Here is a 26,579-nt window from a genome sequence, read left to right on the forward strand (position 1 = left end):
TCAATAATTACTCAATTGTGATTATTGACGCCTTTTAATTAGCATTATTTCGATTGTAAAGTCGTCCTAACAATAAGATCTTAGTACAATGGACCGCCTTTAGTAGCCATCATCGACCAATTAAGCCCAAATTAAAAAGCCTTCAAAACGAATTGATCAGTTTTGAAGGCTTTTTAATTATTTCCGTCTCTTCCGCTTATATGCGGCGAAGAAGAATCCAGATAATCCTAATGCAAGTGCTCCCAACAAACTATAACGAACCGTTGTTTGACTTTCGCCAGTTTGTGGTAACTTACCCTGCTTATTATTAGAAGCTACGTTGGAATCATGACTAGCATGTAATCCATGTTTAGATTCATAATATCCACTTGAATTAGGTCTAGATGGACCAATTGCAGTACTTCCATGATGGTTAGTGGTTCCAGCACTATTTGCTGAAGAGTGCGCATTCGAAGCATGACTATGGCTATGACTAGCATGACTAGCATGGCTACTGTGTTTTGATCCACTCGCAGCACTACTTGCCGCGGAATGGTTGCTAGCTGCAGCGGATGAATGTGCAGATGCAGACGCACTCGCTGATGCAGATGCACTTGCCGAGGCCGACGCACTTGCTGATGCTGATGCACTTGCTGATGCTGATGCACTTGCCGAGGCCGATGCACTTGCCGAGGCCGAAGCACTTGCTGATGCGGACGCACTTGCCGAGGCGGATGCACTTGCTGATGCGGACTGTGAATCAGCAGTTGAGGCACTGGAAGCAGTGCTGCTAGCACTATCAGCAACCGAACTAGCTGATTTAACTAGCTTAGCCAATGATGAAATTGCAGCTGAAGCGGAACTAGCAACTGAAGCAGCAGAAGAAACAACGATCGATTCACTACTTGCCTCACTAGCAATTGATTCAGCAATCGAAGCCTCGCTAACGGCTTTTGAAACATCATGCGCAGCAGATGCTGACGATGCTGCAGCACTAGCACTAGCAGTGAGCTTAGCATAACTACTCATTGCTTGATTTGCAGAACTAAGAACGCTTGCAGCACTCTTAGCAATTTCTGCATTACTGTTCATGTTGCTTGCCAATGAATGGTTATAAGCAGCGGCTGAACTAGCATCAGCAGCAGCCTTAGTAATGGCTGAGTTACTTGCATCCATGTTAGCAGTAGCTGCCGTTTCACTAGCAATCTTATCAGTATTGCTAATTTCAGAACTAGCAGTATTGATGGCCGTACTATTTGTAATTACGGCTGCACTTGCCTCATTAGCATGTGAACTAGCGGTCGCTGAATCGTGATCAACGTTAGAATTAGCGGAACTAGCCCGTCCACTAGCAAGACTATCATTATAAGAAATGGCTTGACTAGCGGCTTGACTAGCAGTTGATGCTGCATTTGAAGCAGCTGTAGAAGCGCTGGCTACCTCAGAGCTCAAGTTATTAGTTGCACTCTGGGCACTATTGGCAACGCTAGCATCACTGGCGCTGCTGACAACGTTCTTGGCACTACTAATGGCATTATTAGCACTACTAATAAATGCAGAAGCGGAGTCAACCGTACTGTTAGCAGAACTAGTAACACTGGCATAGCTGGATACCACGCTGTTGTTAGAAGCCGAAGTAACTGAATCTGCTGCAGATTTAGCTGACTGAGTTGCACTGGCAGCTTCACTAGCAGCAGCACTAGCCTGACTGATGGCAATTGAGTCGGCAATGATCTTCGCACGATCATATTGCACTTGGGCGTCGTTTGCATCTTGGCTTGCGATGTTGGCATCACTTTGCGCCCGACTAGCGGCACTCGATGCAGATGCATTTTCGGATTGCACCGCACTGGAGTGAGCAGAAGCGCTGGCAGCAGAAGCACTGGCTGCGGAAGCGGCACTCGCCGCAATGCTGGCCTTTTCGACAGCCAACGGTGCGTTACTTGCTTGCGCAGCTGAACTAGCGGCAGATGATGCTGAATTAGCTAGTGATGCGTCGTTCGATGCATCATTTGAATAACTATTGGCAGCAGCGGCATCACTCTTGGCGGCGCTCATAATGCTGTTAGCATCACTCTTAGCAATGATCACATCGGCTGACTTAACAACTGCATCAGAAGCATCTAATGATGCTTGTGATTTAGCACTCTCAATTGCAGAATCGCTGGTGGTAATCGTTTGGGCATGTTGATTAGCAGATTGCGCATCAACCGCCTTAGATGAAGTTACTACCGCATTCGATTCCGCACTATCATTAGCAGCAATTGCATACGAAGGATTAGCACTGGCAGCAGGAGCTGCGATCGAATTAGCACTCGCCGCCTGACTGCTTGCACTGTTGGCAACCGCTTCGGCACTAGCAATCACGGAAGCAACAATACTGGATGCCGCACTGGCCGCAGTCGAAGCAGCAGTCACGTTCGCACTCGCGGTTTGTGAAGCACTGGTCGTTGAATCGTTCAAGCTATCTAATTGAGCCTTGAGGGATGTAATCGCAGCGGAGGCAGATTGGACAGCTGCATTTTCATTTGAAGCAGCAATGGATGCCGTTTGAGCACTGCTTAATTCACTGGCAGCACCACTAGCATCCCCTGCCGTTGATGCATAGCTAGATGCGGCAATGTAAGCTGATTTGGCGGCACTACTATTAGCAGCAGCACTGGCGGCATTTTGGCTCGCAACGCCAGAAAGGGATGCAATTTGACTTTCAATCCCACTGGCTGCAGATACAGCTGAACTAGCGACCGAACTAGCATTACTGAACGCTGCTTTGGCACTACTCATCGCGCTCATTTGACTACTGATGTAGGTGCTATTGAAGTTGTTGAGACTGTTGACCAATGAATCAGCACTACTCAAAGCTGGTGATTGGCTATTGATAGCCGTTGAAGAATTATTGATCTGATCAGCAGTCGAGCTAGCAACGATGGACGTTGATCCGATAATAATACTAGCAATCCCAGCGGATTTAGCATTATCACTAGCTGAGCTAGCAACAGCATCAGCGGAATCGGCATCACTATTAGCTACTGCCGCATTGCTGATGGCAACACTGGCACTTTTAACGGTAGCATTAGCACTGTTGACCACGCTAGCAGCGGAAACGGCAACTAAACTAGCTGAACTAGCCTTAGCTGCAGCAATCGATGCATTATCGGCTTGAGTAGCAGCAGCGGTGCTGGCAGCAGCAGCAATTGATGCCATTGAATTAGCATTACTGCGCAGCGATGCCGTTTCAGCACTAGTAACCCCAGCTGAATTGGCGCTGCTGAGGTCTGCGCTAGCTTGTGCGGAGGCAGAACTAGCAATCGATGCTTGATGACTGGCTTCCAAAGAGGCACTATCAGCAGCGGATTGAGCAGAACTAGCATCTGAACTAGCACTGTTCAATACGGACGTAGCATTAGTAGCATTTAAAAATGCAACGCTAGCAACAGAGCTCTGAATTGAATTGTAGCTACCAACTCTAGTGTCAACGTAGCTACCTGCCTGGCTATCAGCAGCGCTGTTAGTTGATGAATTCGTTACTGAAACGCTCGAATTAGCGGTTGATAATGAATTAACCCCGCTGTTAAAACTATGGGCAACACTGGTGCTTGAGTTCACTAATGAAGTGCTGCTATCAGTTCCACTATTAGCAACGCTAGCATGGTATGAATTAACCACAATATGGGCACGATCATTGTTGATAACGGCATCGTTGGCTAGCGAACTAGCTACTAGTGAATCATCAGTGGCATTGCTTTGTGCCTGTTGGGCAGTGGAAGTGGCAACAACCGCTTGGCTACTAGCTACTGAAGCAGCATTAACAGCTGAAGCCGCTTGACTTTCGGCAGCAACTATCACACTGATCAATGACGTGATGTTTGGAGCCTTACTGTTAGCAATAGCATTGGATACCGCAGCGGAAGCAGATGCGACCGTGGAACGTGCAGAAGACACGACCACTGCAGCTGAGCTAGTTGCAATAACGGCACTCGATGCAGTTGCAAAGGCACTCGATGCTAATGAATCCTGGTTAGCAGCATTGGAAAGCGCACTGGAAGCACTCGCGTTGTCGTTGCTAGTGGTGCTATTAAGGGATGCTAACGCACTACTGATTGGTGCATTTGAATATTGACTAGCAACCGTCTGCGTATCGGCGTTGGCTGATGATGCAACGGATGCACTAGAACTAGTAGTGGAGTGCAATGAACTAGTGGCCACACTAGCAACGGATGCGGAACGGTCATCGGCTTGAGCAGCTGAATAGTTGTTCACTGAAACCGTAGCGTTTGAAATAATAGAGCCTGCAGAAGAAGCCACCGAACTAGCCACCGCTGCACTCGCACTATCGGCAACCGAACTAGCTGATTGAATCAACGCGGTGAACGAAGAAATTGCAGATGATGCAGAACTAGCAGCAGCTGAGGCACTCGAAACAATTGCCGATTCAGAACTAGCTTGGCTAGCATATGATTCGGCCGCAGAGGCAGCACTAACCGCTGCTGAAACATTTCCAGCGGTAGATGCTGATGAAGCAGCGGCACTTTCACTAGCTGCTTGACTTGCATAACTGCCCATGGCCTGGTTGGCAGCACTAAGCGTTCCAGCAGCACTTACCGCAGCACTAGATTGAATCGTAACCTGGCTCGATAACGATTGGTTAGTAGCTGCAGCTGAGCTAGCGTCTGCTGCAGCCTTAGAAACCACGGCATTGCTAGGATCATTGCTTGCGGTAATCGCAGTTTCACTCGCCACGGTGGCGGTATTGTTAGTTGCGGATGAAACGAATGCACTCGATGATGTATTCGATGAAACATCAGCACTAGCGGTACTGTTAGCAGCGCTGGCGACACTGGCATTACTATCAGCAGCACTAGTAGCAACGCTGGCCCGCTGACTAGCATCGGAATCGTTGTAAGAAACAGCGGCACTAGCGGCTGAACTTGCGGTCGCAGCAGCACTTGAAATGGAAGCTGCCATGCTAGATACCAAAGAGGTCAGACTAGCAGTTTGTTGTTGAGCAGCACTAGCGGTACTTGCATCTGCAGGATTACTGTTTGTCGCTCCACTAGTGACCGACTTTGCAGAAGCAATCGCACTTTGCGCTGAGTTGATTGATGAAGTGATTGAGGCAATCGTACTGTTAGCTGAACTAACGGTTGAAGCCTGGGTCGAAACAAAACTATTGTTCGATGCTGAGACGACCGAGTTAACTGAACTAGCAGCTTGATTAGCAGCCGTAGAACTATTAGCAGCATCTGAACTGGCTTGGCTAATCGCAACTGAATTCGAAGTCGTTGCAGCATGGGCCGAAGCAATCGTTGCCCCATCAGCATCGGCACTCGTAATCTGTGCATCGGAACTGGCTAATGAGGATAGACTATTGGCCGATTTGAGATTATCGCTTGCAGCAGTGGAATATGAACTAGCTAGCGAAGCAAATGAGCTAGCGGATACCGCTGCTGTTGATGCTAAACTAGCGTTACTTTGAGCCGTTGGCCCGTCGCTTTTATCTGCAACCGCGCTGTTCGTGTTGTTCAAATACGAACTGGCTAGCGAAGCCTCAGATGCAGCTTGGGAAGCTGCAGTACTGGCAGCCGCAGCGTTACTATTAGCACTGCTTACAAAGTTGACTGCGTTACTTGCTGCGGAACTAGCTTCAGCGGTCTTTGAGACTGCATCAGAAGCGTATGAAGAAGCACTTGCCTTCGCACTGGCAATTTCAGAATTACTGCCAGCCGAAATGGTTTGAGCATGGCTGTTCGTAGCAACTGCATTTGAAGCCCGACTCGATGCTAAACTAGCTGATGATGATGCCGAAACTTGGGCGTCACTGGTGCTATTTGCATCCGTGTTGGCACCCTTCGCATCTGAATCAGCACTAGTGGCGCTGGATGCTGCAGAATGACTGGCAGCACTAGCAGTTGAACTAGCTGATGAAACAACAGAACTCACATAACTAGTTGCCAAACTAGCAGCGGAGCTAGCTTTAGAAGCTTGTTGGCTAGCATCGGTCATGGCCGTTTGGGCGGCTGAGTTTGCGGATGCTAACTGGTCCGTCAAGGATTGTACAGCGGAAGCGTGGGCACTAGCGGAACTAGCTTGATCACTTACCCCACTGGCTGGAGAAATGGTGTTATTGTTGGCAGTCGAAGCAGCGTTAGAATCACCACTCTGGGCTGCGGCAGCGGATGCAGAGGTTGCAGCAGATTGGACACTGCTATTGAATGATTCCGCACTGGTAACGTTCGAGGTAGTTGAAGCGGAAAGCTGTGCAATCTGAGCCGTAATAGAATTGGCTAAGCTAGCAGCTGAACTAGCAGTGCTGACATCCTTACTGTAGGCGGAATTAGCGCTACTTACTGCGCTTGCGGCACTAGAAACGTCAGAATAACTACTATTATTAGAATTTAGAGTTGCTATTACTGACACTGCATTTGAAACCGATGCAGATTGACCCTGGACCGCAGCAGAAGCATTACTAATGCTATCTGAATCAGTATTGGCAGTTGCAGAGTTCGTGCTAATAGCACTTGAATCAGATTGTGCTTGAGCTACGTTTGAATTAGCGGTCGATGCCGTAGTGGAAGCATCATCGGCATAGCTATTGGCAATGATGGCGTTGCTAATGGCAGCGTTGGCGCTGGTAAGCGTCACGTTAGCATCTGAAATCTTTTGTTTATCAGTATTAACTGCCATTGAAGCCGCCTTGGCACTATCAAAAGCCGCACTCGCAGCACTCGCAGCACTAGATGCCGTTGCTTGGGCAGATTGGGCAGCCGATGCCAACGAACTAGCACTTTCCTTCAATGCAATTGCGGACGCACTAGTGATCGATGGTGAATTAGCAGCGCTTAAAGCAGCAGCAGCATTTGATGATGCCACACTAGCGGTTGATTCCGCAACGCTGGCGGTAGTCGAAGCTGCGTTAGCATTGCTAAGAGCAGTCGAAGCACTAGCGCTTTGTTGAGTCGCATCCGCGATGGCGTTGCTATTTTCAGCGGCAGCACTAGCAGCAATGGATAGTTGATTAGCATTGTAGCTGCTGATCCGCGGTGCGGAACTCCCTGCTGCTTGACTGGCTTGACTAAAGATGGATTGATTAGATTGAGCAATCCCACTTGCCGTAGTGTAACTGGAATCTAAACTGTCCTTCGTGTTCCCAGTATCAACCGCATTCGAACTTGCGGAACTTGAGGAAACCACCGTCGCACTGTGGGCCACGCTAGTGTTGTATGAATCCACGGTAACGTTGGCCCGAGCGTTGTTGATCACGGCATCGTTAGCCTTAGCACTAGCGGTGGTGCTGTCGTTCAATGCATTATTTTGATAAGACTTAGCCAATGAATTGTTCTGGTTAGCAATCGATGCTTGAAGCGATGAATCACTCGCAGCCTTTGATGCAATCGACTGTTGCTCAACAACGGCTGAAGCAGCCGAGCTAGCCAATGGCCCGTTGTGTTCTGATTGGGCGATCACAATTTCAGCACTAGCGGAAGCCAACGCACTATTGGCATTGGAAAGGGCAACCGAATCATTATTGATTGCAGAAACCGCATTGGATGCCGCATTATAAGCAGAGTTAGCACTGGAAAGTTGGACCCCAGCATCACTAAATGCATTAGAAGCAATTGAATTATCAACACTAGTGCTTGAAGCAAATGCTGATAATTGGCTCCCAATGGTGGAATTGCTAGCATACGCACTGGCTAGTGAAGCCGTCTCACTGTGCGCTGAACTAGTGGTGCTCGAGTTGCTAGAAACCGCTGGGTAAACGGAATTAACAACACTAGAAGCCATCGCAGCTGGATCGTCATTAGCTGAAGTAATTTGATAACCCTTCGCTTCGTTCGATAAACTGTTGGTAAACGAACTACCACTAGCAATTGTGGATGACACAATTGAGGATGCTGCCGATGCCGCTTGACTAGCCATCGAATTTGCCTGAGAGAGCTGGAAGTTTTGCGAAGAAATCTCGGCTTGGTAACTAATCAACTGGCTATTAACGGCACTCGCGGTGGAGTTCGCACTGACCGCCGTGGAATTAGCAGCACTGGCAATTGATAGCTGAGCGCTCGCCTCGGAAGCAAAAATGGAGGCTGAGCTAGGATCAACGAACGGAACCGATGAGCCATTAACCGCTACTGAAGAATTAGCGTACAATGATGCTTCACTAGCGTAAGAAGCAGCTTTAGATGAGGCAATCGAAGCCGCATTGGTAGCAGAACTAGCCGCCGTCACGGCGCTAGAATAACTACTCATATCGCTAGTGACCGCACTGTTGATACTGCTAATTAACGTACTTGCAGAACTAGCAGCAGAACTAGCAGAACTCATTGACGCCATTTGCGAACCAAACGATGGCAGTCCAGAGTTGTAGCTAGCCAGGCTATTCACGTAGCTAGCCATTGATGAAACCGCCGTACTATAACTATTGGCAGAAGCGGTAGAATCAGCAATTGCGGAACTGGTACTAGTTATGGATGGGTTCGTATTGATTACCGATTGGTTGTTAGCGGAAGCCGATGCACTATCGGCATCTGCAGACTTAGCAGCGTTAGAGGCGTTATCAGCATAGCTGTTTGCAGCAATTGCATTGCTAATGAACGTAGATGCAGACTGCGTATATGAATTGGCAGATCCCGCAAAGTACCAATCTCGACCAGCCCGAGTGGCTTGTTCGCTTGCAATTACTGACTGGGCAGCGGCCACTACCGAAGCCGATGAAGCTAGGACAGCTGTACTGGAAGCCACACTGGCCACGGAACTAGCTAGGCTAGGATCTCCATTAGCCGATGCGCTCGTGGCAGCCGCACTCTCACTAGCTGCATCCGCACTCAGGGACTGGGCAACGCTATTGGCAGATGAAGCCACAACGGCCGCTGAATTAGCGATCGACTTAGCAATTTCCGCATCACTGGTTGCACTCCCGGCTACCCAAGTCGCACCACCAGCAGATGCAGCGATGCTCTTGACTGCTTCTGAAGCTCTGGTGTCAGGATAGGTGCTAGACCAGTACTGGGCACCACCATTGTAACTATTGGCACTATCATTATTAATAGAGGTGTTATAAGTCATGCCACTAGTTAAACTAGCTGCACTGGAAGTAAGCGAATTATTTGCACTAATATCTGCTACATCAGAATTAGTGTTCGAAATCTGAGTCCCCGCTTCTTGAGAATACAGGTTAGCCAATGCCATGCTGGCGTTGACTTTAGCCTGGGAGGCCGCAGCTGATGCAGCATTGCTAGCACTAATTGCGGTACTCTTAGCAATAGAAGCGGTCACGCGTTCCCCACTTACCAGCGCTGAATCGGATAGCGCAGCGCTGTTGTAGGAACTGGCTAGTAAAGCCGCTTTAGAAGCAGCTTCAGCATTACTCATGGCACTCGGGGCATTACTATTATCGCTATTGTCTGAATTAGTAGCACTCCATAAACTATTGGCAATCGACTCCTGCACTGCTGCTTCGGAAGCTTCGTTGGAAGCGTTGATTGCATGTGAACTAGCAAGCGAGTTGACCGTGCTTGCGGTAATGGTAGCTGAAGAAGCAATACCACTATTGTTATTGGCATCACTATAGTTAGAATTAGCCGCAGAAACATACTTAACTAGGTCGCTATTGTTATAGTAATTAAAATTCATTGCACTAGCGGAACTAGCAACTGAGTTAGCGTCATCCCGACTACTCCCCGCACTACTGGTCGAACTAGAAAGCCCTGAATTGGCGGAGGCGGTAACGCTGTTGTAATTTTGCACAATTGCAGAATCACTCTGGGCGCCAGAATTAGCCGCACTAGCCTGTGAACTAGCAGAACTAGCGGTACTACTTGCTGAACTAGCGGTGGAAGAAGCGCTGCTCATTTCACTAGTAACATAGCTCACCGCAAAACTAGTGGCGGAACTAGCAGCAACGGAGGCGGTGGTGGCATTTGAATTGGCCACACTTAAGACAACTGCTTGTGAATTCGCATCAACCGAATAACTATTCGCCGATGCTGAAGCAGTGGTTGCAACAGCAGATTCAGAATTAGCAATCGAAGCAGTCGTTGAAGCTTGAAGATAAGCGGAACTGGCAAAACTAGATGCCTGTGATCCAGATAGACTGCCGTTCAAATTCGTTGCATATGAAGATGCCAAGTTATAGTAACTATTAGCAAGTGAGGCGTTCAAACTCGCAACTGAATTAGCACTACTTGCGATGCTAGCCTGGGTACTAGCCCCAGTGCTGTCATTGCTAAGCGCAGCAGTTGCAGAACTTGCAGCGGAACTTGCAGAACTCAATACGGATGCGGCAGAGTTAACCGTATCACTCCAGCCGGCAACTGAAGAGTCAACGTGGTTATGAATGTTTAAATTCTGGAACGTTGCGACATTTGCATCGACTCCATTTGAAGCCGTGGTGATGGCGCTAGCGGAATTGCTACCCGCCGTTGACAAGCTATTGACCGCACTGTTAATACTGCCGGCCACACTGTTAGCTTGGGAAGTGGTTTTTGCATCGTTGCTGGCCGTATTAGCAGAAGTAGAAGCTGAATTAGCAGATTGGTGTGCTTGGTGGAATTCAGAAGCTGCCGAGTAGTTCGATTCAGCAATCGAATCCATACTATTCCCAGTCGAAGCAGCTAAACTATTCCGATTGCTATCACTTTGCGCAGATGATAAAGCAATCCGTGAAACGTTACTGTTCATGGCTGCGACGGAAGAAGCAGCGAAGTTAACGGAAGCAGCAAAGCTCCCAGCACTCCGATCAGATGTGGCTGACGCACTTTGCGCAACGCTATTAGCAGAGATCGCAGTTGAGTTTTGAATTGAGATTGCACTCGCCGTACTATTAGCGCTCACATATGCAATACTTGCATTATTAGATGCGGCTTGGGCATTGGACAGCGCTAAACTAGCAAGCGAAGCTGCCGAGCTCGCCTGACTAACGGCACTAGAGATCCAGGAGCTCCCCCGATCATTATTACCACCCTGGTTGTTGTAAATATCCTGAGCACTTTGTAATGCAGCGGAAGCACTGGCATAAACGGCACTTAAGCTGTTAACGGTCGAAGTTGCGGCAGAACTAATGGCTTGAGTGGACTTAACGACTCCCTGGGCACTAGTTGAAGCAGCAGCAACCTGTGAGGCATTGGAAGAAGCCTGTAATGAGTATAGGTTCGTAACCGCCCGATTCCCTTCAACGATGGCATTGGAATTAGCAGTAGTTGCAACGCTGGTGTAGCTACTTGCGGAATTAGAAGCCGTTTGGGCTAAAGCAGCATAACTAGCTGCTGCTGAATTGGCACTATCTAGAATTGAACGTTCAACCACTGCCACACTGGCATCGTTGGACGTATTAGTAGCGTTGCTTTGCGCCAATCCTGGGTTTGGATCACCACCATTAATTCCAGTGACGGTACTAGCTTGGGATGCATTCGAAGTGGCATCGTTACGGTAGTAGGTTAAAAGAGCTTCGGCATTCTTAGCAGCAACGGCAGCAGAACTAGCTAACAGGTTGTAGCTATTTGCATCGCTAGCCGCTGACATGGCAGCCGATGCGTTCGATGAAGCTACAGTGGAGTAACTAGTTGCGGCAGAGGCTTCACTGCTGACTTGATTACCCCAGACCCCACTTTCAGAATTAGCGGCACTGTTGATATCAGCAATTGCAGAATCAACCGAATATTTAGTATTGGAAGCAACGATCGCATTTGAATTGGCAGAACTTAGTGCGTTTTGAGCAGCACTTGAGGCATCGGTGGCACTGGAAGCAGAAATCGTCCCCGTATTGGCCGTGCTAGCATTAGCAGAAGCCACGCGGTAAGCGGATTCGGCAACTCCAGCATCCACTGCAACACTGGCATTGTAGGTAATCCCATTTTTCAGCGAACCCATCGCATCAGCATAACTTTGGACCGCATTGCTGGCACTATCAGCAATACTTTGCTGAGTAAGTGCACTATCAGTCGCCAGACTGGTTAGTGATTGATAACTATCGGCTGTATGGGTATCATCCCAGGTACTATTGATCCACTTTTGCACTCCTTCACTGTCATTAGCTTTAGAGGCTTGTTCAAACATTGAAATATCCCTAGCAACGTTTGCATTAGCCGAACTAGTCAGGGCCGCATAACTAACTGCACTATCTCTGTAGTACTCAGCTTGAGACTTAGCACTGACGGCATCGCTACTGGCTTGGTTTGCAGCAGTAGCATACGACTGGGCACTAGATAGGATGACGCTATTCGCAGACACTTCTGCCGAAATTTTAATATTATCTGGATATAACGATGACTGCGCAATCGCCACGGAATTAGCACTACTAATTAAGACCGCATTACTGCTCATATTAATATTAATGTTATCCCCAATGGTGCTACTGTCCCAACCGGTCTTGTTGGCAGCCGAGATGGCAACGGCACTATTGGCAATGGCTTGACTGGCAGCATTGGAAGCAACGATACTCCCCCGATCACCAAACCCACCGGAAGAACCAGCTAGTGATGCCACCCGACTTAGTGCATCACTGGCGGCGGAACTGGAAATATTCCGAGAATCATTAGCAACTGCAGAGTAACTACTGATGGTTGCATTCAAGCTCTCAAGTGCTGAACTAGCAGATGAAACCGCAGAATTAGCACTGCTAAGAATTGCTGCATAAGAGCTTACCGAAGAAAGAGCTGCACTAGCAGATGCAATGTATTGGTTAGCACTGCTATTTTCACCCATGCTTGCGAGACTCATTGCAGTGGCTGAAGCTGAATAGGCAATCGCATTATAACTATTAATGTCACTAAATAAAGTCGTTGCTTGATTTGAGTATGAAGTAGCATCGGCACTGGCCTGATTAGCATAGTTATGAACACTTCCGATGATGCTGTTAGCCTCTGAAGCCTTTTGGTTAGCACTGGAGGCAACGCTCACATCACTTCTAATGTCAGCATTATCAGGATTAATGCTGCTAGCCCAAGTTGCCTTATCAACCCCACTGGAAGCAACAACGGCATTTGAAGAAGCGATATCAGAAGCAATGGCATCATTTGATGAGTTGGAATTAGTCCCACTGGAGTTCTTACCGATCCAGTAATTATTATTCCCCGCATTGGCAGCTAGACTACCTGAGCTCCCAGTAATCGCATTGGCCGTGGATTGTGCAGCAGCAACTGAACTAATTTCACTGGTAATGTTAGCACTGGCAGTATTAATGGTGGATAATGCAGAACTAGCAACTGAATTAGCACTATTTGCAATTGATAGGTAGTTGCTGATTTTGCTAGCCGCTTGGTTAGCCGCATTGGAGAAACTTTGCGCACTAACGGTTGCAGAACTAGCTAAAATGGCCATTTGTGATGCACTAGCGGCATAAGAAGATGCCAGAGCACTGTTTTGGGCGACCGACTCAGTTTCAGTTTGGCTTTGGTAACTATTGACCATTGCTGTATATGAATTCGCAAGGGAGGCTGCAGAAGAGGCAGCCGAGATGTTGATCGTAACTTGGCTACTTTGGAACTGGGCGTTGCTACTAGCACTAAGTCCAGCAACATTGGCAGCGCTCGCAGCTGAATTTGCAGAATTTGCAACGGAAGCATTACTATTAATGACCTTGTTGGCTGAATTATTAAAGCTGTTTAGGGTAACCGTGTTATTAATCGAATTGACGGTACTAGCAAGCGAACCAGTACTTTGCGTCACTGAAGAAACCGCACTAATTCCATTATTAGCGGAACTTTGGGCGGATTGAGCGCCACTGAGGGCACTATTAGCGACTGAATTAGCACTGGATGCACTATTGCTGGCGTTAGCAGCCACGCTACTAGCACTATCGGTATCAGATCTGATCACGCTACTTGCTAGTGAAGCTGCCACACTAGCTGACTGTGCCAAACTGGCAATGTTAGACTGATCAGCACTCGCAGTCGAATTAGCACCACTAGCAACCGATTCAGCGGAACTGACGATTGCAGCAAACGAATTCGCAACGGACGCAGCAGAACTTGCACTGGCGGCATAGGAGGCAGCAGCTGAAACGGCAGAAGCCGTTTGTGAAGCTGGACCATGGTTAGCCGTGACCGAGTTAATGAACGCACTCAAACTAGCTACATTGGCAGAATATGATTGAGCTAGGCTCGCAGCTGAATTAGCAGAAGCCGCATTGCTAGCAACCACTGTATTGGCACTATTAGCAGTACTTTGGTTTTGATTTAAGTCAAAATCAGCATTGGAAACCTGGGTTGCCATTGAAAAAATGGCTGATGAGGCACTCGAAACTGCTGAATTTTGAAAGTTGTAAAAATTCAAGCTATTAACAAGGCTACCTGCATTTGATAGATCAGTGCCGTTAACGATGGCAGCTGATGAATAAGAACCGATGTTGCTGACAAAACTACCAGTGGCAACACTATTACTATTGGCGGCACTATTTGATGCACTCATACTATCAATTGAACTATTGTTACTACTTGTGACTGAGTCCATTGCTGCAGAATTGCTTTGGTTGACATTGTCATTAGCACTCATTAAATCAGCACTGACGGTACTAGATTGGGAGCCAATGTAAGCCGTACTTGATTGAACGGCGTTATCATAAGTTGCATATGATTGGTTCGCATCACTTACCAATGAATCATAATTATTTGCATTACTAGCAGCGGTATTTGCTGACGAAGCTGCACTAACCGCACTACTGGCATTACTAAAGGCGGTCTTAAAGTCGTTCGCATTAGCTGCACTAGCAACGGCGACGCTGGCAGCACTGGCAGAAGCTGCATTGGAAGTTGCTTGTGATAAAAATTGGTCAATGAAGTTTTTAATCTTTACAATTCCATTTGCTAAATCGGTCGAAGAAATGGAGTTAGTAATAGCATCCCCCAACGCACTACTAGCCGCTTGGTATGCACTATTAGCAGCCGCAAGCGAACTAGCAACATCGCTATTATTAGGATTGCTACTTGCTAGTGAACTTAATGAAGCTAAGGCGCTACTCGTGCTGGATAACGAGTTAGTGGCTGCACTTACTAATGCAGCAGTTGCAGTGCTACTAGCAATGATAGATTGATTAGCGGCACTTGCTAACTGAGCGTAACTAGCAATTGATGAAACCGCAGCATTAGCAGAACTCACAGCATTTGAAGCGATACTATTAACAATTGATGATTCATTGACAATCGCAGTACTAGCCAGACTATTAGAAACGCTTACGTTGGTTTCTAATTGGCTTTGGTTACTAGATAATACTGATAAAGAGGCATTAAAACTATCGTTAATCACAGATAACTGAGTATTAAGCGAGTTAAACGAGCCCTCAGCAACGCTAGCCTGGCTACTTGCCGTTTGTACCACTGAACTGGCACTTTGGGCCGAGCTGACCTGGGTCGCAGAAATCGAACCAGAAGCAATACTACTTACTACTGATGATTGTTGACTAGCCACTGAAGAAGCACTTCCAATGGCTGTTGAATTAGACCCCATTATGGTTTGAATAGAACTAGCAGAATCAGCAGAGCTGGATAACTGCGTAACAATTGCATTAATATTTTGCATTTCAGTTTGCGCAGCAGAAGAAGCCGCATTTAACGAACTAAATGCACTCGTTAGACTAGCATTGTTAGAGTCTAAAGCAGCTAAACTACTCAAGACCTGTTGATCACTAGTAATTGAACTTAATTTCTTACTGAGGCTATCAGCAGTTTGACTATTCGTTGTATTTTGGGTGGCAAAGCTACTGTTCATACTTTGAGCACTACTCATTGCTACCGTAGCTGAAGAACTAGCTGTGGAGATTGCTTCAGAAACTTTACTAATGTTATCAGAAATTGATTGCACTGCTGATTTTTGTGATGCTGCAACGGAAGCACTTGCAGATGCAATGGCACTAGACGTGGTACTGTCGTTGCCTCCTGATCCATTATCGTCACCAGACTTGTAATCTAAGTCGGATTGGTCAAGCGTATCACTAACGTTCGTTGATAAATTAGCACTATTGCTATTGACATCGGAAGCGTTATTACTACTACCAGCTGAAGAAGCAGAATTAGCACTACTGCTATTGGCAGCGGAAGCATTATTACTGCTCCCTGATGAAGAAGCAGCATTAGCACTACCACTACTATCGGTATTCGCACTGGATGTAAGCGCTTGACTGCTAACATTAGAATCGGCCTTAACTTCGATTTGCTTAGAACTAACAGCGTTAGCTCCTACCATTCCAAAGAATGCAATCGAAACCACTACCCATTGTTTTTTTACTTTTCTAAGTAATTTTTTCTCTTTTAATTTTTTAAATTTATTTGTTTTCCCAAACATAATAAGGACACCCCAATCATGATCATATTTTTCACTAAATATGTAACTTTTTTAATTTAAGTATTCCGTAATTTTGCTTTTTCCCCGAGACTATATCCACTATCAATACTATATTTTACTAAGTATAAAATCAATTATTTTAGCGAAAATTTATAATAGTAGTTTAAAAAATAGGCAGCAGCTTGGCTATCCATTTCCAAGCTACTGTCTATTGATGAACATGATCATGATTATCTGTAATATCACTCATTATTTTCCATTAGTCAGAAATACCAGACCAGCCTTAAAAGGCCCTGATACAGGTTTCAAATTGATCTAACTAGACAGAACGAATGATTTTGATCACTCCGTAAAACATCAAGAAAAATGAAATCGTAAATAAAAGTACAGATATTGCTAAATAAGGATTGAAAAGAATGATAACTCCTGCAATGACCCCTAATCCACCTAAAATGACGTTAAACCAATAACCACCGTCGCGGCTCTCAAACGCATTTTGATTGAGCCAAAGCTCCAATCCAGAATTAAAAATAACCGATACGGCAAATAAGAACCAAATCAAAACCACTCCTACCCAAGGAGCGAAGAACATTACGATTCCTAAAAAGATATCATAACCAGCTCCAACATATAACCATGTTTTATTATAAGTGCGAATTGATTTAATATCACTCCAGCGGGAAAAGCCATCTATGATTAATAAAATCGCAATCATATAAATCAATGAAAAGGTTGAACTAAGGGGATTCTTAATAACAATCAATGCTAAAACAATCGATAAAATCCCAACCAACAATGAGAATGGATTGAATCGTCTTCTTTCTCCAAACATTAAAGTCACTTCTTTCAATTAAAATTATTATCATCTAATAGTCTATCATTTTAAGTAACAATTAGCATTTAAAAACAAAAAGCACCGCTAAATTAGCCATGCTTATTCTAATCCTATTTAGCTGAATCGTCATCATCTTTAGCAATTGTATTTGCGATTAAATCAGCAATCTTATCTGGTTCAACACGGTCACCAGTCTTAACAAAGTATTCGTCAACAAATTTTTGATTCAATTCATTCATTGCCTTATTTAAATCGGCAACATCTCCGTGATCTTCAAAGTTATTCATCAATTCTTCATTCTTTACATAGTAGTCCTTAAATAATTCAATTACTTCTCGACTCATTTATAACACCTCTCAATAGTAGTTATGAACTGATTATATCATTATTATTCTAAATAATTAAACCGATTATTACTAGTATTTGCAATCTCTTTCCCCTTATGGTCTTTAATAATAACATTAGTTTTCACATGATGTAAGTATGCAATCCGTTTTATCCCACTCCAAACGGTAAAGGCATTGTGTTGGTTTTCACGTCGATTCCCCATGGTTAGGTCACTAGAAATCGTAACCACCGTTTTATCATTACCATCGTAAGTCACTTTTTCAACTACGTGTGATGATTGGTCTGGAACCCCGCTAATCTGTTTTTCATAACCCTTTTTATCAGTACCGCGTTTAGCAAGCATCTGTTCTTGACGACGGTTTGCCATATCACGATTGCGTCTGTCACGTGATTCAAAATTTTTCTCACTTTGATTCTGCTTCATTTGACTTACGCTCGAAGATTCAGATGCCTTTTTTTGAGAATCGCTTTTACTTGAATCATTCGCTGAACTACTAGTCGATTCTGACGAGTTGGAACTATCATTCTTTGCACTAGAACTATTATTAATAGCTTGTGATTCATTTGAATTAGAATGGTTAGAGGCGCTAACCCCCCAAAAACTCCCCACTGAAAAAATTGCCATTACCAATGCAAATAATCCCCAGGTTTTACTAGACTTATTCTTAATTCTAATTCCCTGAATTAAAGCGATTAATAGTGTAATTACAAATAACACTAAAAATATAATCAATAAAATTTTAAAAACAGCGTTCATTTTTAAATTCTCCTTTTGTTAATTAACTATAGTAATTTTAACACACTATCAAATAATAATATTACCATTGTTTCCTACCCTTATAATATTCTTAGTGTTATCATGAATAAGTTATAAATATAGGAAAGAAGGCTTTCATCATTAATCGAAAATTAGCATTATTAATGGCCTCTAGCTTATTCATGCAAATTATGGATTCGACAATCGTTACAACTGCCCTTCCTAAAATGAGTAAGAATCTAGCAGTTAGTTCAGCTACGATTTCACTAGTGGTTAGTGTATATCTAATTACAATGGCAATTTTTATCCCGTTAAGTGGTTGGATTGCAAATCGCTACGGTCAAAAAACCGCTTGGCTAGTTGCGGTACTATTATTCACCGTTAGTTCATTTACAAATGCAATTGCTCCTGGATTTACATTTGTTTTAATCAGTCGTTTTTGCCAGGGAGTAGCAGCATCGCTAATGGTTCCAACTTCCCGATTGATCGTTCTTCAAAAAGCCCCTGCTGATAAACTACTAGAAATCACTACCTACTTAGTCTGGCCAGCATTGATTGCACCATCAATCGCACCAGTAATCGGTGGATTGATCGTTAATTATTTATCGTGGCGATGGATCTTTTTGATCAACATTCCAATTGGCTTAATTAGCATTTTATTTGGAATCAAATTAATTCCCCACAATGAAACCCATCCAGAAGCGCAATTCGATTTATTAGGATTTATTGAAATTGCAATTGCCTCAGGATTAATTTTAATTGGAGCTGAAATTGCTACCCACGGGCAAAGTGAATGGGGATTCGCCGGCATTCTGGTTTTAATTGGAATTGTAATTACCGTTATTGCAGGTTTGCACCTAGTTCATTCTACCCATCCACTATTTTCCATCAAGTCATTACGAGTAACGTCATTTCGCATCTTTCAAACTGGTGGATCATTTCTATGGGTCTCGATAGGATCAATGCCATATCTATTAACGATTTACCTGCAGACAATTCTTCATTACTCACCAATCAAGGCATCATTTTACGTGATTTTTATCTTTTTAGGCAACATTGTTGCTAAAACTTTTGCTAATCAGTTCGTTAAAACAATTCACTTTCGCCCTGCAATCTTAACGGCCGTAATGATCATCTTAATTTCATCATTTGGATTTGCATTCGTACAAGTCAACTCACCCGCCGGATTAGTAATGATTTTAGGATTTATCAACGGGGTGGGACGCTCACTGGCCTTGACTGCATATAACGCCCTGTCGTTTGCTGATATCAGTTTTAAGGATCGCACCAGTGCAAATACTTTGAATGCGGTAACCCAAACATTATCACAAGGGCTCGGGGTCTCATTGATAACGGTGGTCGTCAGCATGGTTGCAACTATCACTAGTAGTAGCAATGCTTATCACTTCGGATTTATATTCCTCGCTGCATTAATGATTTATCCATTCATCGAAACACTACTCATTCCAAAGAACATCGGTAATAACGCAATCTAATAAAAAGCTTGGCCACGGAAAATCCGTTGCCAAGCTTATTTAATATCCAATAGTTCTGGAACCCGTTCTAATAAGTAATCTGGGTGTACCATCTCAAGTGCTTTAACATCATGCGCACCCCAGACGACCCCAGCAGTATGGACACCAGCGTTTTTACCCATTTCAAGATCAAAAGTTGCATCACCGATCATTATCGTTTCATTCTTATCTAGATTATGATCAGCAACGATTTTAAGCACCGTATCAGGCGCTGGCTTGGCATGTTCGACCATATCGAATCCGACAATCTCGGTGAAATAATCATAAATACCAAGCGCCTTTGTGTTTCTAATAACGACTTCGCTGCGGTTACTAGTGGCAACGAATAGTTGTTTTCCTTCTGAACTTAACTTCGCGAGCGTTTCTTTAATTCCTGGGAATAATTTTAAATTTCCAGGCTCTAGTTTTTCATACTCTTTTACAAATACATTCATTAATTTTTGTAATTCAGGACGACTAATGTTTTCTGGTGCCATCTTGGGAAATGATTTTTCAATCGGAATTCCCGTATAGTAACTAACTTCCTCAGCAGTCGGTTTTGGAAATCCCATTTTATCAAAAGCAGATTGAGTGGAGAGAACGTTCACCCGCCCAGAATCAATTAATGTTAAATCAAAGTCAAAAATATAGTTCTGCATTTTTTTCACTACTTTCCTTCAGCGATTAGTAAAGCTCAAACGCAATCATATTATAGCAATATCAATCACCAAAAACAAAGGAGCCGCAACCACGTGCGACTCCCTTAATATCATTTCGGGTAATTAAATTATTTTAACCCTTGCCACTTTCAAAATCAGGGTATAGTGTCATCCCACCATCAACGTAGATGGTATCACCAGTAACATAACCGGATTCTGTAGATGCTAACCAAGCAGCGGTAGCAGAAACTTCTTCTGGCTTTCCGATTCGATCCATTGGCACTAATTGCTTAGTGGCATCCAATTGTTCAGGATCAGCAAACTTTTCAGCATTGATTGGTGTATTAATCGCTCCAGGAGCAATTGCATTTACCCGAATGCCACTTTTTGCGTATTCCAAAGCAATCGTTTCAGTGAACATCTTCACCCCACCCTTAGAGGCAGCATAATGTGAAAATGTAGGCCAAGGAATTTGATCATGAACTGATGACATGTTAATGATGTTGCCAGGTTTATTGTTTTCAACCCAGTATCTAAGTGCTGCACGCGCCCCTAAGAATGTCCCAGTCAAGTTAACCCCAATGACCTTGTTCCAGTCCTTAAGTGACATTTCATGCGTATGGGCTTTGTTTTCAAGTCCAGCATTATTGATCCATAAGTCTAATCCACCAAAATTATCAATGGCGGCATCTAACATTTTTTGCACATCTTCTTCAGTAGCAACGTTAGCTTGAACCGCAACTGCATCCCCACCGTTTTTCTTGATCAATTCAACAGTGTCTTCAGCACCCTTAGCATCGGAATTGTAGTTCACAACTAACTTCATGTGTTCCTTAGCAAGTCTCTTTGCAATTGCCTTACCGATTCCTTTAGAACCACCAGTAATTACAGCAACTTTTCCTTTTAAATCATCGTACATTTTGTTCACGACCCCTTCGATTAAGGATATTATTTTATTTATTATCTCACATCAAAAATAACAATATCAAATTATAAGCATTGTCCAACCGATAATTCCGATAATAATCAACAAAATGACGTTAATAATCGTAAATACCTTAATAAAGCGCAATGCAATCGTTTTATCGAATGCGACCACTTGTTTCAATGCTAATAGGTTAGCCAATGAAGCTACTAACGTTCCTAATCCACCAACATTGGTCCCTAATAACAAGGCTTCCCCATCATGCGTAAAGTGAGCTAATAGTACAGCTGCGGGAACATTACTAATGAATTGACTAGCACCAATTGCGGTCAGATAAGTGCTGGTGGTGCTGTGCATCAGCCAATCTAAACTCGTGTTAATAAATTGATTGCGACTTAAAATTCCAGAAATTAAAAAGAAGCAAGCAAAGGTCAGTAATAAGGAATAATCGACCCGCCAAAGTTGCCGTTTATCAATTAACAACGTTACTAAAATTGATAATCCTACGGCTAACGGGATTGGCACCAAATTAAAAACTGCTGCTAACACAACGATTGCTAACCCCAAAGTAGAAAATAAAGCCCTCCGATTTCCGACCTTAGAAACAGCCACTTGATTTTGAAACGGTGCTTTTTTTATCAAAAGGGTCCCTAACATCAAAACAACCAGACTCATCAACACGATTGGAACTGTAATTGCAAAAAAAATACTGGCAGGCAGCTGATAGTAATTAAATAAAAATAAATTTTGGGGATTCCCGAACGGCGTTAAAACGCTACCTAAATTTGCGGCCACGGTAATCAATACCGCCGGAACAATAATTGGCAGATCGTATTTTTGAGCGGTAAATAAATATAGTGGTAAAATCGAGATGATTGCTACGTCATTAGTCATTATCATTGCACCACAAAATGCAATCAAAATCATTAATTGGGCAAATTGGCGACTATTTTTAACAATTTTAATTAACCGATCGCTAACGTTAATTAAAATATTTAATTCGTTTAGCAACTGAATCACTAACATTAATGAAAATAGCGTCCCAATTGTGCCCCAATCAATATCAGCGAACCTAATCCTACCAAGGATGTTAACAACTAATAAGACTCCAAAAGAAATAATTAAGAGCTTATCAGTAAAAATTTTCTTTAATTGAATAAACAAAAGTATAAATTTTCCTTTCAAAAATCATCGATTAGTGATAATCTTTTCATATTCTTTAAAAAAGCTTGTTCATAATCAGTTAATTATTTTAACTGATTTAGAGCTAAATAACCAAATTTTATGGAGGCTTAGTCATGAAGGCTAACTTAAATAAACTGACGTTGGCGGGAACTTTAATCGCCATCGGAATTGTTTATGGTGATATAGGTACATCGCCACTTTATGTAATGAATGCGATTATTGGTGACCAGGGAAAGATGGCTGATGCCACACCTGATTATATCATTGGAGCCATTTCATTGATATTCTGGACTTTAATGATTATCACCACCGTTAAATACGTAATTATTACGATGCGCGCCGATAATAACCACGAAGGTGGAATATTTGCGTTATATGCATTAGTTAGAAAAAGAGCGAAATGGTTAGTTTGGCCCGCCTTAATTGGTGGGGCCGCCCTGCTAGCGGATGGGACGTTGACCCCTGCAGTGACCGTTACCTCTTCGATCGAAGGATTGAAAAACCAAACGATTGCTGGGCTACATTTTAGCAATTCTCAATCGGACGTGTTGGTAATTACAACCTGTGTCCTCTTGGGGCTGTTTTTGATTCAGCGGTTCGGGACCGGGACGATCGGTAAATCATTTGGTCCCATCATGATTGTGTGGTTTGGGTTTCTAGCAGTCGCAGGATTAGTCAACATGGCTCAATACCCAGCAATTATTAAGGCCATAAATCCATACTATGCTTTCGAAGTCCTTTTCAGTCCTGGTAATAAGGCTGGAATCTTTATTTTAGGAAGTATCTTCTTGGCTACGACCGGGGCTGAAGCACTCTATTCAGACATGGGCCACGTTGGGAAGAAAAACATCTACTTTACTTGGCCATTAGTTTATTTATCATTGATTTTGAACTACTTTGGCCAAGGAGCATGGGTAATTACCCATGCTAAGGATCCCGTATTCAGTGCCATGGGCAGTATCAACCCATTTTATTCAATGTTATCTAGTGAAGTGCGTCCATTTGCGATCATCATCGCTACGTTAGCTGCGATCATTGCTTCACAAGCGTTGATTACTGGATCATACACGTTAGTCGATGAAGCCATTGGGTTGCGCTTCCTTCCCCGTTTTATCATCAAACACCCTAGTAATGTGAGAAGTCAGATCTACATTTCCACTATTAACTGGATCTTATGTGGAATCACGCTCTTTGTCGTTTGGTTCTTCGGTAGTTCTGAAAAAATGGAAGCTGCCTATGGTCTAGCAATTACGATCACGATGCTATCGACGACCATCTTGTTGTTCGAGTTCTTGTCTAGTCACATGAATCGGGTCCTCGCATATAGCATTGCATCGTTCTTTGCAATCATCGAATCGATCTTCTTCCTAGCAAGTCTAGTTAAGTTCGTTAAGGGTGGTTACGTTACCTTCTTCATCATGATGGGAATCCTATATGTAATGATCATCTGGTTCTTTGGTAACAAGCGGCGTGACCACTATGAAAGAGAAAGTGAATACGTTTCACTTGAAGACTATAAGCATCAGTTAAGCGCCCTCAGTAAGGATAGCTCAATTCCTTACTTCACCTCTAATTTAGTTTACATGACTAAAATTAAAAAAGATTATCAAATCAAACGAAACACCATGTACTCGATCTTGGATAAGGAACCCAAGCGGGCTAAAGTGTACTGGTTCGTGACCGTGAACGAAACTAGTTCGCCATACGAAAGTAACTACACCGTTGACCTATTAGACACTGATAACGTGGTTGACGTGCAGCTCTATCTAGGGTTCAGAAAACCACAAACGGTTAGTGTCTACTTGCACCAAATCGTTAATAACTTGATCGAACAAGGGGTTATCGAAAAGCAAGTCCAACACTACTCAACGATTAAAAATCGGACCGTCGGGGACTTCAAATTCATTTTGATCAACGAACGGCCATCCGATTTAGCCTTAAATACAGAGGTTAGTCAATTGGACAAACAATTGATTTCAGGACGGATTTTTCTACAAAATATCACTGCTTCTCCAGTTAGTTGGTATGGATTGGAATTTAGCAATACCGTTCAAGAAATTTCACCACTATTCTTTAATATGCAACATGATCAATACCTAGTTCAAAAACGGATTCTCCACCCAATCCACTCCAGGGAAACAAGAAATCCTAAGAACTAATAAAAAGCCCTCGCTGAGGGCTTTTTTATTTGGCTATTTTATTAATTTAAAGCTCAGTTTTAAAATAAATGGAGAAATAATGGTCGAGGCAATTATCGCTCCAATAATCGTAGAATACTGATCAACTGATAGTAAATGATTTACATATACAATCTGCGCAATGATCAACGCGACCTCACCACGTGAAACCATCCCCGCACCCACCACGAAACTACTCGACCACTTAAATCCCATTAAATGACTCCCGAGCCCAGCTCCGATTAACTTCGTGATAGCTGCTAGAAAAGTAAGGGCAATAAATAAGGCCCATTGATCAATAATCCCAGACCACTTCATTTCCAATCCAATGCTAACAAAAAACGTCGGTATCAACAGTAAATACCCCAATGAACTAATTTGATTATCAACTAATCTTTTAACGGGGTGTTGTCCAATTATCAAACCAGCAAAAAATGAGCCAGTAATTGCGCTCAAACCAATCAATTCCGCCCCTTCGGCGAATAATAAACCAATTATTAAAGCCATGATTGAAACAGCATGTGGAAATGATATCCGTTGAAAGATTTTTAAAAGCGGCTTAATGCAATACTTTGCAATTATAAAAATCACAACAAAAAACAGGATTTGAAGACCAATTATTAACCCACTGTTCATCCCAGCCGTAATTTGCCCTCTTAACCGCTCTCCAGTGAACGCTACTGTGATTCCGAGTAGAACCACCGTTAATACATCATCTGCCACAGCAGCCCCTAAAATCGTGATTCCTTCACGACTATTCAGCTTACGCATTTCGCGAAGCACCTCAACAGTAATTGAGACAGATGTCGCACTAAAAATAACCCCTAAGAACAAAGCATCCTTAGTTGGCCAACTAATTAAAATCCCAAAAATGCTTGTAATGATCATTGGAAATAAAATACCCACCAATGCCACAATTAAGCTAGGCTTAAGATACTTTTTCAATAATTGAACGTCACTATTTAAGCCTGCTAAAAACATTAATATAATTACTCCTAAATCGGCTAAATTTTTTAACGATCCGTTTAGCTGAATCAAATTCAATAATCCAGGGCCGATAATTAAACCTGCCAGCAATTGTCCTACTACAATCGGGATTTTAAGCCATTCGGCAATTTTCCCCATTGCAAAAGCACTAACTAATATCAAAATTATATTGAATAAAAACGCCATTAAAAAACCTCCTAAAAACAAAAAACGCCCGCTTTAAAGAATTCTGCCAACCCAAAACAGAAGAATTCTTGAAAGCGTGCGCTCCAACCAATTAATATTTATTTATATTAATTATATCTTGATAATTTTATGAAAGTCAAATTAACTTTTTTTATTATCAAAAAAATATTAGCCATTTTTACATTATTATCATTGCTATTTATGGGACAATTTGTTAATATATATTTTGTAAAGAATAAGTTTATGTTAAGAACTTTAATTTTATTAAATAATACATAATTCCGATTCCCTGATGATTGGTATATCTATTTCTCTTTCGCACCTACTAATTTATCAGACACATATCCAAAAAACAGCCTACTTAAATGGCTGTTTTTTTTGACTAAAAAATCAGGCCCCCTTAAGCAAGAAGAGCCTGATTTTTATTTTAACCAACATGATTTTCTTTTAAGATGGCTTCAATTTCTGATTGCATCGCAGGGGTCTTCTTCCACTCATCAAAGTGGTCAAACTGTTCCCCTGGCATCGTGTAATTCTGATTAATATATTTTTCATAATTAATAACGTGAATTGAATGGGGAATGTTTAATTGAATAATTCTTACTTCCTTAATCAAACCACGCTCAGCTGCCAATTCAGCACGTCCATTCTGGACCATATCGCTAATTTCAATATACTTAGAACCATCTAAACGGGTAATTTCCTCGATTAAAGTCAGTGTTTCGTGACTTTTATATTCATCAGCCATATGCTCG

11 protein-coding genes are annotated in these 26,579 nt (G+C 43.2%); 2 read left to right on the forward strand and 9 right to left on the reverse strand.

Annotated elements, in window-relative coordinates:
- Positions 1–177: 177 nt before the first annotated feature.
- The 4 genes from ACSVI6_RS06210 to ACSVI6_RS06225 form a co-directional block, all read right to left on the reverse strand.
- Positions 178–16,251 (reverse strand): beta strand repeat-containing protein, encoded by a 16,074-nt coding sequence (locus tag ACSVI6_RS06210; protein WP_491720656.1) that lies wholly within the window; start codon positions 16,249–16,251, stop codon positions 178–180.
- Positions 16,252–16,570: 319 nt separating this feature from the next.
- Positions 16,571–17,092 (reverse strand): HdeD family acid-resistance protein, encoded by a 522-nt coding sequence (locus ACSVI6_RS06215; protein WP_491719454.1) that lies wholly within the window; start codon positions 17,090–17,092, stop codon positions 16,571–16,573.
- Between the two features lie 104 nt (positions 17,093–17,196).
- Positions 17,197–17,430 carry a hypothetical protein gene (locus ACSVI6_RS06220; RefSeq protein ID WP_491716586.1) on the reverse strand — a complete coding sequence of 78 codons (234 nt, stop codon included), beginning with the start codon at positions 17,428–17,430 and terminating at the stop codon, positions 17,197–17,199.
- 44 nt (positions 17,431–17,474) lie between these two features.
- Positions 17,475–18,191, reverse strand: coding sequence for a DUF1328 domain-containing protein (locus tag ACSVI6_RS06225; protein ID WP_491720657.1), 717 nt, complete (start codon positions 18,189–18,191; stop codon positions 17,475–17,477).
- 164 nt (positions 18,192–18,355) lie between these two features.
- Between ACSVI6_RS06225 and ACSVI6_RS06230 the strand changes: the two genes are divergently transcribed.
- Positions 18,356–19,687 (forward strand): MFS transporter, encoded by a 1,332-nt coding sequence (locus ACSVI6_RS06230; protein WP_491720658.1) that lies wholly within the window; start codon positions 18,356–18,358, stop codon positions 19,685–19,687.
- A gap of 35 nt (positions 19,688–19,722) precedes the next feature.
- Here the strand turns inward: ACSVI6_RS06230 and ACSVI6_RS06235 are convergent, their stop codons facing one another.
- The 3 genes from ACSVI6_RS06235 to ACSVI6_RS06245 all read right to left on the reverse strand — a co-directional run bounded on the left by ACSVI6_RS06235 (position 19,723) and on the right by ACSVI6_RS06245 (position 22,453).
- Positions 19,723–20,364, reverse strand: coding sequence for an HAD family hydrolase (locus ACSVI6_RS06235; RefSeq protein ID WP_491716589.1), 642 nt, complete (start codon positions 20,362–20,364; stop codon positions 19,723–19,725).
- A 133-nt stretch (positions 20,365–20,497) separates the two neighbouring features.
- Positions 20,498–21,283, reverse strand: coding sequence for a glucose-1-dehydrogenase (locus ACSVI6_RS06240; RefSeq protein ID WP_491717308.1), 786 nt, complete (start codon positions 21,281–21,283; stop codon positions 20,498–20,500).
- Between the two features lie 66 nt (positions 21,284–21,349).
- A complete protein-coding gene (locus ACSVI6_RS06245; protein ID WP_491720659.1) occupies positions 21,350–22,453 on the reverse strand; it encodes an SLC13 family permease in 1,104 nt (367 codons plus the stop codon).
- A gap of 134 nt (positions 22,454–22,587) precedes the next feature.
- On the opposite strand from ACSVI6_RS06245, the gene ACSVI6_RS06250 reads away from it, so the two are divergent.
- Complete coding sequence (locus ACSVI6_RS06250; protein ID WP_491716591.1) at positions 22,588–24,633, forward strand: KUP/HAK/KT family potassium transporter; 2,046 nt, start codon at positions 22,588–22,590, stop codon at positions 24,631–24,633.
- Positions 24,634–24,666: 33 nt separating this feature from the next.
- Here ACSVI6_RS06250 and ACSVI6_RS06255 read toward each other — a convergent pair whose 3' ends face one another.
- Both ACSVI6_RS06255 and ACSVI6_RS06260 read right to left on the reverse strand, forming a co-directional pair.
- Positions 24,667–25,824, reverse strand: coding sequence for a cation:proton antiporter (locus tag ACSVI6_RS06255; RefSeq protein ID WP_491720660.1), 1,158 nt, complete (start codon positions 25,822–25,824; stop codon positions 24,667–24,669).
- 427 nt (positions 25,825–26,251) lie between these two features.
- Positions 26,252–26,572, reverse strand: a complete 321-nt coding sequence (locus ACSVI6_RS06260) for a hypothetical protein (protein WP_491716593.1) — start codon at positions 26,570–26,572, stop codon at positions 26,252–26,254.
- Between the last annotated feature and the right edge of the window lie 7 nt (positions 26,573–26,579).

Source organism: Nicoliella sp. ESL1106 (genome assembly GCF_058509965.1).

Coding starts and splice junctions, on each gene's coding strand:
- ACSVI6_RS06260 (WP_491716593.1), bottom strand. CDS start 26,572: ATGGCTGATGAATATAAAAGTCACGAAACACTGACTTTAATCGAGGAA.
- ACSVI6_RS06220 (WP_491716586.1), bottom strand. CDS start 17,430: ATGAGTCGAGAAGTAATTGAATTATTTAAGGACTACTATGTAAAGAAT.
- ACSVI6_RS06230 (WP_491720658.1), top strand. CDS start 18,356: ATGGCCTCTAGCTTATTCATGCAAATTATGGATTCGACAATCGTTACA.
- ACSVI6_RS06225 (WP_491720657.1), bottom strand. CDS start 18,191: ATGAACGCTGTTTTTAAAATTTTATTGATTATATTTTTAGTGTTATTT.
- ACSVI6_RS06250 (WP_491716591.1), top strand. CDS start 22,588: ATGAAGGCTAACTTAAATAAACTGACGTTGGCGGGAACTTTAATCGCC.
- ACSVI6_RS06235 (WP_491716589.1), bottom strand. CDS start 20,364: ATGCAGAACTATATTTTTGACTTTGATTTAACATTAATTGATTCTGGG.
- ACSVI6_RS06255 (WP_491720660.1), bottom strand. CDS start 25,824: ATGGCGTTTTTATTCAATATAATTTTGATATTAGTTAGTGCTTTTGCA.
- ACSVI6_RS06240 (WP_491717308.1), bottom strand. CDS start 21,283: ATGTACGATGATTTAAAAGGAAAAGTTGCTGTAATTACTGGTGGTTCT.
- ACSVI6_RS06210 (WP_491720656.1), bottom strand. CDS start 16,251: ATGTTTGGGAAAACAAATAAATTTAAAAAATTAAAAGAGAAAAAATTA.